11 protein-coding genes are annotated in these 12,403 nt (G+C 72.4%); 7 read left to right on the forward strand and 4 right to left on the reverse strand.

The features are described 5' to 3' along the window. Positions 1 to 5 precede the first annotated feature (5 nt). From AMYBE_RS0108150 to AMYBE_RS41070, 5 genes are all read left to right on the forward strand, one after another. Positions 6 to 2,699 carry a cation-translocating P-type ATPase gene (locus tag AMYBE_RS0108150; protein ID WP_020658867.1) on the forward strand — a complete coding sequence of 898 codons (2,694 nt, stop codon included), beginning with the start codon at positions 6 to 8 and terminating at the stop codon, positions 2,697 to 2,699. After that, complete coding sequence (gene ppsA / locus AMYBE_RS0108155) at positions 2,696 to 4,939, forward strand: phosphoenolpyruvate synthase (protein ID WP_020658868.1); 2,244 nt, start codon at positions 2,696 to 2,698, stop codon at positions 4,937 to 4,939. The genes AMYBE_RS0108150 and ppsA overlap by 4 nt, the downstream gene beginning before the upstream one ends. Positions 4,940 to 4,979: 40 nt before the next feature. After that, positions 4,980 to 5,489, forward strand: coding sequence for a universal stress protein (locus AMYBE_RS0108160; RefSeq protein ID WP_020658869.1), 510 nt, complete (start codon positions 4,980 to 4,982; stop codon positions 5,487 to 5,489). A 10-nt stretch (positions 5,490 to 5,499) separates the two neighbouring features. Continuing rightward, entirely contained in the window at positions 5,500 to 6,201 is a 702-nt protein-coding gene (locus tag AMYBE_RS41065) for a CBS domain-containing protein (RefSeq protein ID WP_020658870.1), read from the forward strand. A gap of 223 nt (positions 6,202 to 6,424) precedes the next feature. Further along, positions 6,425 to 7,111, forward strand: a complete 687-nt coding sequence (locus tag AMYBE_RS41070) for a dienelactone hydrolase family protein (RefSeq protein WP_020658871.1) — start codon at positions 6,425 to 6,427, stop codon at positions 7,109 to 7,111. Between the two features lie 169 nt (positions 7,112 to 7,280). Here AMYBE_RS41070 and AMYBE_RS0108175 read toward each other — a convergent pair whose 3' ends face one another. Together AMYBE_RS0108175 and AMYBE_RS0108180 are read right to left on the reverse strand one after the other, a co-directional pair. Then, positions 7,281 to 8,318, reverse strand: a complete 1,038-nt coding sequence (locus AMYBE_RS0108175; protein WP_020658872.1) for a zinc-dependent alcohol dehydrogenase family protein — start codon at positions 8,316 to 8,318, stop codon at positions 7,281 to 7,283. Between the two features lie 58 nt (positions 8,319 to 8,376). Continuing rightward, complete coding sequence (locus tag AMYBE_RS0108180) at positions 8,377 to 8,979, reverse strand: DoxX family membrane protein (RefSeq protein WP_020658873.1); 603 nt, start codon at positions 8,977 to 8,979, stop codon at positions 8,377 to 8,379. Positions 8,980 to 9,191: 212 nt separating this feature from the next. Here AMYBE_RS0108180 and AMYBE_RS0108185 point away from each other — a divergent pair, with 212 nt between their 5' ends. After that, on the forward strand, positions 9,192 to 10,109 hold the full coding sequence (locus AMYBE_RS0108185) for a universal stress protein (RefSeq protein ID WP_020658874.1): 918 nt from the start codon (positions 9,192 to 9,194) through the stop codon (positions 10,107 to 10,109). Here AMYBE_RS0108185 and AMYBE_RS0108190 read toward each other — a convergent pair. After that, positions 10,051 to 10,284, reverse strand: a complete 234-nt coding sequence (locus tag AMYBE_RS0108190; protein ID WP_020658875.1) for a PLD nuclease N-terminal domain-containing protein — start codon at positions 10,282 to 10,284, stop codon at positions 10,051 to 10,053. The genes AMYBE_RS0108185 and AMYBE_RS0108190 overlap by 59 nt on opposite strands. Positions 10,285 to 10,428: 144 nt before the next feature. Here AMYBE_RS0108190 and AMYBE_RS0108195 point away from each other — a divergent pair, with 144 nt between their 5' ends. Then, positions 10,429 to 11,106: a CBS domain-containing protein gene (locus AMYBE_RS0108195; protein WP_020658876.1), complete on the forward strand. Its 678-nt coding sequence runs from the start codon at positions 10,429 to 10,431 to the stop codon at positions 11,104 to 11,106. Between the two features lie 24 nt (positions 11,107 to 11,130). Here AMYBE_RS0108195 and AMYBE_RS0108200 read toward each other — a convergent pair whose 3' ends face one another. After that, complete coding sequence (locus AMYBE_RS0108200; RefSeq protein ID WP_020658877.1) at positions 11,131 to 12,366, reverse strand: NAD(P)/FAD-dependent oxidoreductase; 1,236 nt, start codon at positions 12,364 to 12,366, stop codon at positions 11,131 to 11,133. Between the last annotated feature and the right edge of the window lie 37 nt (positions 12,367 to 12,403).

The following is a 12,403-nucleotide window of genomic DNA, read 5'->3' on the forward strand; positions in this document are numbered from 1 at the left end:
GCCCGATGACCACGCATCTGCGTCCGCCGCCCGCTCTCGCGGCGCCCGGGGTGGACGCGCGGGAGCCGATCGGTCTGCTGCTGCGCGATCTCCGGTCCGCGCCGGGCGGGCTAACCGCGCGGGAGGCGGCCCGGCGGCTGCAGGCCGACGGGCCGAACGAGCTGCCGCACCGGGGCGGCCGCCAGTGGCCGATGGCCCTGCTGCGCCAGCTGGTGCACCCGCTGGCACTGCTGCTGTGGGCGGCGGCCGGGCTGGCCTGGTTCGCCGGCACGACGAACCTGGCGATCGCGATCGTCGGCGTGATCGTGCTGAACGGGCTGCTCGCGTTCTTCCAGGAACAGCAGGCGGAACGAGCGGTCGAAGCGCTCGGGAAGTACCTGCCCGAGCGCAGCGCGGTGCTGCGGGACGGCGCGGTCGTGCACCTCGAATCGACCGGGCTGGTCCGCGGCGACGTGGTGGTGCTCGCCGAGGGCGACCGGATCCCAGCCGACGCGCGGCTGATCGACGGCATGGTGGACATCGACGCCTCGATGCTCACCGGCGAGTCCGCGCCGGTCACGCACGCGGCGGACACCGCCGACAACGCCGACCGCCCGCTCGATTCCCCGGTGCTGGTCTTCAGCGGCACGGTCTGCGTCGCGGGTGCGGCGAGGGCGGTGGTGCACGCGACCGGAAGGCATACCGAGATCGGCCGCATCGCCTCGCTCTCGGCGCGGATCGGCCGCGACGAGAGCCCGCTGGAACGGCAGGTGCGGCGGGTGGCGTGGCTGATCGCCGGCGTCGCGGTGCTGGTCGGCGCGGGTTTTCTGCCGCTCGGCGTCGTCGCCGGGCTGTCCTGGCCGGCGGCCTTCGTGTTCGCGATCGGCTTGCTGGTGGCGAACGTGCCGGAGGGCCTGCTGCCGACGATCACGCTCGCGCTGGCGGCCGGGGTGCGCTCGATGGCGAAGGCGGGCGCGCTCGTGAAACGGCTGTCCGCGGTGGAGACGCTCGGCTCGACGACGGTGATCTGCACCGACAAGACCGGCACGTTGACGACGAACTCGATGCGGGTGGAAGAACTGCGCGGCCCGGATGGTGCGGACTCCGCGCATCCGGGCAAGGCGGCGGCGGTGCTCGCCCGGTGCAGCACCGCGGATCTCGCCGCTGGCTCGGGCGATCCGACCGAACTCGCCTTGCTGCGCTTCGCCGGGGACTACGGGGCGGCGCTGTCCGCCGAGGTGCGCGAAGCCGCCCGGGAAGCGCTGTACCCGTTCGATCCCCGCCTCAAGCGGATGTCCACAGTGGACTTCGTGGCCGGTGGCCTGGTGGTGGCGGTGAAGGGGGCGCCGGAGCAGGTGCTGCCGCTGTGCACCGCGGAACTGGCCGCCGGCGGCGCCGAAGAGGAACTGACGCCGGCGCGGCGTGCCGCGTTGGCCGCGCTGGTCGACGAAATGGCCAGCCGGGCGCTGCGGGTGCTGGCCGTCGCGCGCCGGGTCGCGGACGCACTGCCGGGCAGCCGCGCCGAAGCCGAGGACGGCTTGTGCCTGCTGGGGCTCGTCGGCCTGGTCGACCCGCCCCGGCCCGAAGTGGCCGCGGCGGTCGCCGACTGCCATTCGGCCGGGATCACCGTGCACGTCGTGACCGGTGACAACGGGCTGACCGCGGCCGAGATCGCCCGCCGGGTCGGCATCGGCGCGCACCGGGTGGTGGACGGGGCGGCGCTCGCCAGCATGCCGGAGCCGGAGCTCGACACCGTTCTGGTCGGCGGTGACGAGGTGGTGTTTTCTCGAGCCGCACCGGAGGACAAGCTGCGCATCGCGGACGCGCTGCGCGACTGCGGCGAGGTCGTCGCGATGACCGGCGACGGGGTGAACGACGCGCCCGCGCTGCGCCGGGCGGACATCGGAGTCGCGATGGGCATCGGCGGCACCGACGTCGCCAAGGAAGCCGCGACGGTCGTGCTGACCGACGACAACTTCGCGACCATCGTCGCCGGCGTCCGCGAGGGCCGCCGGGTTTTCGACAATGTGCGGAAATTCGTGCTCTACATCTTCGCGCACGCGGTGCCGGAAGTGCTGCCGTTCCTGCTCTTCGCGGTCTCCGGCGGCGCGATCCCGCTGCCGCTGACCGTGCTGCAGATCCTCGCGATCGACCTCGGCACCGAGACGCTGCCCGCGCTGGCGCTCGGCCGGGAGCCAGCCGAACCCGGGCTGATGGGACGTCCGCCGCGGTCGCGCCGCGAAGGCGTGGTGACCGGCCGGATGCTCCTGCGGGCGTGGGGGATCATGGGGCTGGTTTCGGCCGTGCTGGTGCTCGGCGCCTACTTCGCGGTCCTGTACGCGGCGGGCTGGCACCCCGGTGCCGACGTCTCCGCGGGCACCCCGCTGCACCACGCGTATCTCCAAGCCACCACTGCGAGTTTCGCCGCGATCGTGTTCTGCCAGATCGGCACCGCGTTCGCCGCCCGCACCGAGCGCGTGTCGTTGCGGGCGATCGGTGTCGGCACCAACAAGCTGCTGCTCGGCGGCATCGCGTTCGAGGTGCTGTTCGCCGCCGCGCTCGTCTACCTGCCTTGGCTGCAGGACGTTTTCGGCACCGCCGCCCTGCCGCTGTGGGTGTATGCGGTGCTGCTGCCGATGCCGGTGCTGGTCTGGGGCTCCGACGAGCTGTTCCGCCTGATGACCCGCGCCCCGCGCGGTACCCGAGGAGGATTGTCATGACAGAGGTGCGAAAACTGGCCGATGTGCGGCTCTCGGACGCCGAGACCGTCGGCGGCAAGGGAGCGAACCTCGGCGAGCTGATCGCCGCCGGCTACCCGGTGCCGGACGGGTTCGTCGTCCCCCGGGACGCGTACTGGTCCGCGCTGGAGGCCGCCGGGGTGCGCGCCGAAGTCGCCGACCTGCACGCGAAGGCGCTGACCGCGGTGGACGACGCGGCCGGGCTCGCCGCCTCGTGCGAGCGGATGCGGGAGCTGGTCCGGTCGGCCGGGCTGCCCGAGACCTTGGCGGCCGAGGTGACCGCGGCCTACCGGGCGCTCGGCGATCAGCCGGTCGTGGCGGTGCGCTCGTCGGCGACCGGGGAAGACGGCAGCGAAGCGTCCTTCGCGGGCATGAACGCCAGCTACACCAATGTCGTGGACGAACAGGCGCTGGCCGCGCGGGTGGTCGACTGCTGGACTTCGCTGTTCTCGCCGCGAGTGGTCAGCTATCGGGCGACCCGCGGGTTCACCGCCGAGCCGGCGATCGCGGTAGTCGTGCAGCGGATGATCCCGGCCGAGCGGTCCGGGGTGATCTTCACCGCCGACCCGCGCACCGGCGACCGCGACCGGGTCGTCGTGGAGGCCGTGCTGGGGCAAGGCGAAGCGATCGTCAGCGGCGCAGTGGACCCGGACACCTACGTGGTGGCCAAAGAGGATCTGCGCGTGCTCAGCGCGCGGGTCGGCACCCAGACGCACAAGATCATCCCCGAAGTGGGCGGGGGAGACGTGAAGGTGGCGCTGACCGCGCAGGTCGGCGGACGCCGGGTGCTGGACGACGCCACCGTGCTGGAGCTGGCCCGGCTCGCGTCGCGGGTCGAGGACCACTACGGCGTCCCGCAGGATCTCGAGTTCGCCATCGCGGAGCACAAGACCTGGCTCGTGCAGTCGCGGCCGATCACCACGCTGCCGCCGGTCCGGGAAAGCGGCACCGGCGTGCTGGTGACCGGTCTCGCCGCTTCTCCGGGCGAGGGCAGCGGCGCGGTTCGCGTGCTGCGCGACCCTTCGGAAGCGCGGCTGCTGCGCGACGGCGAGGTGCTGGTCGCGCCGATGACCACGCCGGACTGGGTGCCGGCGATCCGGCGCGCGGCCGCGTTGGTGACCGACGGCGGCGGCATGACCTGCCACGCCGCGGTGGTCGCCCGCGAGCTGGGCGTGCCGTGCGTAGTCGGGACCGGCGACGCGACTCGCGTACTGGCGGACCGGGCCTTGGTCACCGTCGACGGCACGAAAGGCGAGGTGCGGGCCGGTGCGACGGCGCCTACCCGGACGAAACCGGTCGCGGCGCCAGCGGCACCGGCGACCGAAGCGATCGGGACGCGGTTGTACGTCAACCTCGCGATGCCGGACCACGCCGCCGAGGTCGCCGCCCAAGCGGTGGACGGCGTCGGCCTGCTGCGGGCCGAATTCCTGCTCACCACCGCGCTCGGCGGACGGCATCCGCGCGACCTGATCGCCCGCGGCGAAGAAGAGTCCTTTGTGGACTCTATGGCCGCGTCGCTGGTGCAGATCACCTCCGCGTTCGGCAACCGGCCGGTCGTCTACCGCGCGACCGACCTGCGCAGCAACGAGTTCCGCGGACTGGCCGGCGGCGACAAGTACGAGCCGGTCGAGAACAACCCGATGATCGGCTACCGCGGCTGCTACCGCTACGTGCGCCAGCCCGACCTGTTCGCCCTGGAGCTGCGGATGCTGGCGCGGGTGCGGGAGCAGACCCCGAACCTGCACCTGATGATCCCGTTCGTGCGCACCAAATGGGAACTCGAAGCGTGCCTGGAGGCGGTGGACGCCAGCCCGCTCGGCAAGCAGCGCGGGCTGCACCGGTGGATCATGGCCGAGGTCCCGTCGGTGGTCTACTGGCTGCGCGAGTACGCCGGGCTCGGCATCGACGGGGTGTCCATCGGCAGCAACGACCTCACCCAGCTGATGCTGGGCGTCGACCGCGATTCGGCGGAGTGCGCCGAACTGTTCGACGAAGCCGATCCCGCGGTGCTGGACGCGATCACGAAGATCGTGCGCGCGGCCGATTCGCGCGGCCTGACCACATCGCTGTGCGGCCAGGCGCCTTCGACGAATCCGGCGTTCGCCGAGCACCTGGTGCGGGCCGGCATCACGTCGATCTCCGTCAACCCGGACGCGATCGGAGCGGCGCGCAGTGCGATCGCCGCGGCCGAACGGCGCGTCCTGCTGGAAAAAGCCCGGTGAGCGGCCCGGAGCCGCTTCGCCCCAACCCGAGGAGAAGCCCATGACCACAGCGAACGAAGACGAGATCGTCGTCGGCGTCGACGGATCGGCGGGCAGCGCGGCGGCGCTGCGCTGGGCGCTGGGCGAAGCGCGCGCCAGCGGCCGGACGGTCACCGCGTTGCGGGCCTGGACGTTCGACCCGCTCGCCGACCTGGAGTCGGCGGTGAGCCGTTCGGCCGACGAGATCGCCGCCCGGTACCAGCACGAGCTGGACGAGGCGGTGGCGCAGGCGCGCGCCGGCGGGCAGCCGGGCGCGCCGGTGCGGACCGGCACGGTCGACGGAGCGCCCGGCCCGGCACTGGTCCGCGCGTCGGCCGGCGCGGCGATGCTGGTGCTCGGCAGCCACGGGCACAGCCGGGTGCTGCGGATGCTGGTCGGCTCGGTCTCGGAGTACTGCCTGCGCCAGTCCCGCTGCCCGGTCGTCATCGTCCCGGCCCGCACGGCGGAGGAGCGCGAACCGCTGCCCGAAGAGGAAGCCGCGCCCGCCTATTTCCCCGGCCCGCTGTTGTGAGGAGCAGAAAATGAAGAGGACACACCAGATCCGCTCGGTCATGACCACCGACGTCGCCCAGGCTTCGCCGGACCTGCCGTTCAAAGCCGTCGCCGCGCTCCTGGAGGAACGCGGCGTGGGCGGCGCCCCGGTGGTGGACGAGCACGGCCGGGTGCTCGGCGTCGTTTCCCGGGGCGACCTGCTGGAGCGCGACGTCGAACACCACGGCATCGGCCCGCAGGCGCGGCGCGGGCGGCGGAAGGCGGAAGGGCTGTTCGCCGCCGACCTGATGAGCGCCCCGGCGATCACCGTCAGCGTGGACGACGACCTGCGCCACGCTGCTCAGCTGATGGAAACCCACCGGGTGCACCGGCTGCCGGTGCTCGGCGAGGACGGCACGCTGGCCGGCGTGGTTTCGCGCGCCGACCTGGTGCGGGTGTTCCTGCGGCCGGACAACGAGATCCGCGCCGAGGTGCGGGACGAGGTGCTGGAGCGCGAGATGTGCATCGACCCGGCGTCGCTGTACGTCGCGGTCCAGGACGGCGTGGTGACGCTGAGCGGCAGAGTCGAGCGCTACAGCATGATCCCGGTGATCGCCGCGCTGGTCGGCAGGGTCGACGGCGTGGTCGAGGTCAAGGAGCAGCTGCGCGCGGAGCTGGACGACCGGAGCCTCCGGCCGGACGAGCCTCCGGCGAGCGGATTGTTCGGGGACCGGTCGATCCACCACCCGTGACGGCGGGCGGGGAAAGAACCGCCCGTGGGCGCGGCAGCCCGGGTCCGTGAGGGACCCCTTGAGGGAATCAGATTCCCTCAAGAGGCCCCTCACGGACGCTCCGCCCGGGCCGATGCCGGTCCGGAGGAAGGTGCTCGCTTGTCCGGTGTCAGGGCCGCTGGTCCTCGGGAGAAGGGACGTTCGGGTCCCGCGGAGAGGGGAGTCCGAGGGACAGACTGCCGTGATGCGGACCGAAACGCTCGGCAGTGCTTTCCTGGCCCTTCCCGACGGCACCGGGCCGTTTCCGGGGATTGTCGTCGTGCACGAGGCCTTCGGCTTGAACGACAACATCCGGGACGTCTGCCGGAGGTTCGCCGCCGAGGAGTACGCCGCGCTCGGAGTCGATCTGTTCGAGGGGCGCAACCGCGCCGTGTGCATGGCTCGGATGTTCGTCGGTGCGATGGCCGGGAATCTCGACCACTACGGGGTTCCGGCGCTGAAGGCCGCGCTCGGCCGGCTGGCCGGTCTTCCTGAAGTCGATGCCGCGCGGATCGGCGCGATCGGATTCTGCCTCGGCGGTTCGATCGTTCTGACGTGGGGATGCAGCGATGTGCGGTTGACCGCGATCGCGCCGTTCTACGGCGCCGCGCCCAAACCGCGCGAAGCGATCCGCCGGCTGTGCCCAGTCGTGGGATCGTGGCCGGGAAAGGACTTCACGACCAAGGCGGCCGGAATATTGGAGGCCGACTTGACCGCGGCGGGCATCCCGCACGACCTGAAGGTGTATCCGGGGGCCAAGCACTCCTTTTTCAACGATCAATGGCGCGCTTACGACGCCGTCGCGGCGGAGGACGCGTGGCGACGGGTGCTCGCGTTCTTCGCGGAGCACGTCAAAGGCAGTCCGGCCGGACCGGCTGAGCCCGGGCCGTGATCGGCAGACGGTTCTCCGTCGGCGCTGCCGGGTGTCCGGAGAAGCCGCACCGGACCCGGCCGTCGCGAGGCTGGCGGTCGCGCCGATCCCGCAGGACCGGCGCGACCGCCAGACAATGAGTGCGGACGATCGGCGGCACCGGCCGCGTTGAGGCCGGCACCGCATCGGCTCACTCGCGGAACAGCACGACCTTCAGCGCGCCGCTGTCCTGCGGGTGGGCGAAGACGTCGTACGCCTCGTCCATCTCGTGCAGGCCGAACCGGTGGGTGACCAGCCGGCCGGTGTCGAGCCGCCCGGCGGCGACCATCCGCAGCAGCATCGGCGTGCTGGACGTGTCGACCAGCCCGGTGGTGATGGTGACGTTGCGGATCCAGAGCCGTTCCAGGTGCAGCGTGGCCGGTTTGCCGTGCACGCCGATGTTGGCGACGTGCCCGCCGGGGCGGACGAGTTCGGCGCACAGCTCGAAGGTCTCCGGGACGCCGACGGCTTCGAGCGCGACGTCCGCGCCGAGCCCGCCGCCAGCCTCGCGCACTACGGCTTCGGCTTCTTCCGGCAGAACGGTCAGGTCCGCCCCGGCGTCTTTCGCGGCGGCGAGCCGGGAGGGCTCCTTGTCGACGACGATGATCGACGCGGGGCTGTAGAGCCGCGCAGTCGCGACCGCGGCGAGACCGATCGGCCCGGCCCCGACGATCGCGACGACGTCGCCCGGGCCGATCTGCCCGTTGCGGACGCCGACCTCGTAGGACGTCGGGATGATGTCGGCGAGCAGCACCGCGGATTCGTCGGACACCGCGGCCGGCAACGGGTAGAGCGACGTGTCGGCGAACGGGATCCGGGCGAGCTCGGCCTGTACGCCGTCGACGAGGTGGCCCAGAACCCAGCCGCCACCGCCGAGGCATTGCCCGTAGCTGCCGCGGCGGCAGTACTCGCACCGGCCGCACGCACTGATGCAGGACGCGAGCACCCGGTCGCCGGGTCGCACGGACGTGACCGCGTCGCCGGTGCGCAGCACGGTGCCGACCGCCTCGTGGCCGAGGATCCTTCCTCGTTCGACCTCGGGCACGTCGCCCTTCAGGATGTGCAGGTCGGTGCCGCAGATGGTGACGGCGTCGACCCGGATGACCGCGTCGGTCGGCGCGGTGATCTCCGGGTCGGGACAATCGGTCCAGGAACGTCGCCCGGGACCGTCGTACACGAGAGCTTTCACGGTTGCTCCTTCCTCGACGAAGGGCGCCCGCTCGGATGAACGGGCGCCCGGAAGCGGCTCAGCGCAGCCAGGTCCGCGTACCGATGAGAGCGGCCCAGCGGCGGCCGAGACCCCAGGTGTCGCCGGCGAACGCCGCGGCGAGCCCGATCAGGACCAGCGCGAAGACCAAGTGGTAGTCGAAGATCGGGTTGCTGGAGTGGGTCGCCGTGCCGGCGCCGGTGGTGCGGGCGGGCGGCCATTCCGCGGCCCACATCAGCAGCATCAACACGGTCCCGGCGACCGCGGCGATCCGCAGCCCGGCTCCGGCGATCACCGCCACGCCGACGCCGAGCAGGCTCAGCATGAACAGCCAGTCGGCCCACCAGGTGCCCGCCCACGCGTGGAACATCGAGGCGAACGGGCCGACATCGACCGTGCTCAGGAAACCGCGGGTGGGCGAGCCACCGCGGATCCAGGCGCCGGCCGAGGGCGTGGAATAGCCCAAGCCGAACAGCTTGTCGGCGAACGGCCACAGGAAAACCAGCCCCATGACGATCCGCAGGACGGCGAGCGAGCGGGCGCCGTAGCCGACCCGCAGCGGCCGCGCGAATTCGGTTTCGGGCCGCTGCTGGGCGGGAATCCGGCTCGCGACGTGGTTCTCGCGCTTCGGTTTGATTGACATGGGGACCTCCATTCCCTCTGCGCCGCCGAGTCTGGCGCGCCGGGCCGCCGGGGCTCTGGAGCAGAAAGTCCCCGTGCCGCGGGCCGTTGGCCGCCGCCGGTCGGCACCGGGGCCGAAGGTCCTCCCGGGCAGGGGCCGAAGCCGCTGCCGTGCGCGCCGGACGGCGCCTACCGTCCGGAGGGCGCACCCGGCCGGAAAGGAAGGCGGAACCGATGACCGAACCCGCACTCGTCGTAGCGACCGACGGTTCTCTCGCGTCCCGGAACGCGGTCGCCTGGGCCGCCCGGGCCGCGGCGGCGCGCGGTCTGCCGTTGCGGATCGTGCACGTGCTCGACGACCCGGCGCTGGCGTATCCGCGGCCGCTGCCGACCCGGGAGAACCTGGACACGGTCCTGGAGGTGCGCGGCCGCCGGATTCTGCGGATGGCGCGCGAGACCGCGGAGGAGACCGCCCCGGAACTGACCCCGGAATTGGTGCTGCGGCGCGGAATCGTGGCGAAGTGCCTGACCTCGCAGTCGCGCGGGGCGGCGATGCTGGTGCTCGGCACGCCCGGGCTGCGCCCGCTGGGGAGGATCCTGCTCGGTTCCACGTCGGTCGCGCTGGCCGCGCACGCGGAATGCCCGGTCGCGCTGGTTCGCCCGCACGTAGGCGACGACGAGCCGCCGAGCGCCGGTCCGGTGGTGGTCGGCGTGGACGGCTCTCCGTCGAGCGAACAGGCGGTGGCAGTGGCGTTCGAGGAAGCCTCGTGGCGGAAAGCACCGCTGACCGCGGTGCACTGCTGGGACGACCGGCTGCTTTCCGCCGTGTTCCGGGAGAACGACTGGAAGTTCGACGGCAGCTACGAGCAGGAAGCGGCCGAGGTGCTCGCCGAGCGGATCGCCGGCTGGGAAGGACGGTATCCGGAGGTGGAGGTGCGGCAGGTGGTGGTCCGCGGCCGTCCGTCCGAGCAGTTGCTCGACCTCGCCGACCGGGCCCAGCTGCTGGTCGTCGGCAGCCGGGGCCGCGGCGGGCTGACCGGGTTGCTGCTCGGGTCCACGAGCCAGGCGGTGATGTCGTACGCGCTGTGCCCGGTCATCGTCGCGCGCGAGGACCAGTCCGGCCCCAGCGGAAGTACGCCAGCGGACCGATGAAGTTGATCGCGATCACCGCCGCCCAGGCGCGTTTCGGCCCGTTGACGCTGTCCTCGGGACGGCGGGCGAGATCCCACCAGGCCGCGCCGGCCAGCAGCAGCTGCACCGTGGCGGCGACCACGACCGCCCGGCGGCGCGCCGGAGGCAGATCGGCGAATTTCCGATGTGTGCGCATTGCGCCTCCTCGTCTCGTGCGGCCAGCCAACGCTTCGCCCCCGGCGGCGGTCAAGGGACGAACGGCTCCGCGGGCGAGGACCGGCGGCCCCGGTGCCGCGCGGCGAAAAATCCTACTGTGCAGGGAAAACTGGGAGGAGCAGCGATGAGCGGACTGCTGGTGTCGGACCTGATGAGCTGGCCGGTCGTGACCGCCGCTCCGGACCTGTCGTTCAAGGAGCTGGCCGATGTGCTGGCGAAGAACGGGATCGCGGCGGTGCCGGTGGTCGACTCGGCGCGCCGGCCGATCGGCGTGGTCACCGAGAGCGCACTGCTCGCCCGGTACGACCGCCGATCCGCCGGACCCGAGCCGAGCGTGTTCGCCAGCCGCGCGCACCGCCGGTTGTGGGCGCAGGCGCACGGCCGCACCGCTGTCGACGTGATGGAAACCCCGGTGCACACGGTGCGCCGGGACGAACCGCTCGCCGCCGCGGCCCGGTGGATGGTCGAGGCGAAGCTGCGCCGCTTGTTCGTGGTGGACGGTTTCGGTGCGCTGGTCGGGGTGCTGGCCCGGCGGGACGTGCTCGCGGTGTTCCTGCGGCCGGACGCGAAGATCAAGGAGATGGTCGAGCGCAGCGTGCTGCAGCAGGCGCTGTGGGCGAACCCGGCGAAGACTTCGGTCCGGGTGGACGACGGAGTCGTCACCTTGGCCGGCACGGTGGACAGCCGCAGCGAAGCGCTGCGCGCGGAACAGCTGACCGAGGTGCTGCCGGGAGTGGTGGGAGTGCGGAACCGACTGGACTACGCGCGAGACGGGCAGGAAGAGGCCGGAGTTCGGCGGTAGCCGGAGAACGGGGCCAGGCCCTCGTCAGTGCCGCGCCCGCAGCACCGGCATCCGGTGCGTCCGCTCGGGAACGCCGTGCCCCAAGACCGCCGGAAACGGCAGCCCCCTCCGGAACCGCGCGGCGAGCAGGATCCCGGCCGTCCGTGCGGCGACCCGCCAGCCCAGTCCGGCGCCGACGCGCGAGCGGCCGGAAGCCTCGTCGGGCCGCCCGCCCGCGAGCGGCACCTGTGCGAAAGCGGCGTAGTCCAGCATGTCCACCGCATACCGGACCATCGGCGCAGCCGGCTCCGGTGCCGGCGTCCCGCGCACCTGCGCCGCGATCGCGCCGGCGACCGCGTCGGCTTGCTGCAGAGCCAGCAATCCCAGCTTCAGCGGAAAGTCCCCGGCGTCGCCGGGTGCGTAGATCTCCGGCCGCCCGAGCACCGCCCGCGTCCCTGGCTCGCACCGCAGGAACTCGCGATCGGCAAGCGGCAGCCCGGCATAGCCGACCGCCGCGACCTGGGGCGGGAACACGGCGAGCACGTCGAATTCGCGCACCGAGCCGTCGGCGAAAACGGCCTCCCGCTCGGTTGCTTCGACGAGCGCCGCCGAAGTGCGGGTGTCGATCCCGCACGCCTCGAACTCGTGCGTCACCAGGTGGCGCATTTTGCTGCCGAGCGCGGCTACCAAGGTCTCTTCGCTGGTGTCGAAGGCGATATCGACGCTCTCGCGGACCTGCTTGCGGCGCAGCCAGGTGTCGAACATCAACGCGATCTCATACAGCGGCGGCGAACAGAGATTCCCCGGCGGCACGGCGAAAAGCACGCGTTGCGGGCGGCCGTGGCGGGCATTCTGGGCGACCCAGCGGAGGTCCTCGCCCAGCCGGTGCAGCGCGGCTGGCGCCGCGATCGAGTGGGCGTATTCGGCGAGCCCGGGGATTTCCTCCGGCCTGGTCGCGGCCCCGGTCGCGACCACCAGCCGGTCGTAGGGCACCCGCCCGCGCGAGGTGTGCACCTGTCCGCGGTCGAGTTCGATCCCTTCCACGGTGGCGATCACGGCGTCGATCTCGCGCCGGCGGAACGCGCCGCCGAGCGGAACGTGCAGGTGTGCCTCCGCCGCACCGAACGGCAGCCGGACGGTCTCGGGCCGGTACAGGAAATCGTCGGTCTCGGAGACCACGGTGATCCGGACCTGCTCCGCCTTCGCCCGGGCACGGAGCCGGAAAGCCGTTTCCAGCCCAGCGAATCCGCTGCCGAGGACGGTGACCTGCGTCGGTGTCATGGGGCCCTCCTCCGGTGCGGGGCCCACCGTCCTCCGC

It is taken from the genome of Amycolatopsis benzoatilytica AK 16/65, assembly GCF_000383915.1.
In the GTDB taxonomy this organism is placed as follows: Bacteria; Actinomycetota; Actinomycetes; order Mycobacteriales; family Pseudonocardiaceae; genus Amycolatopsis; species Amycolatopsis benzoatilytica.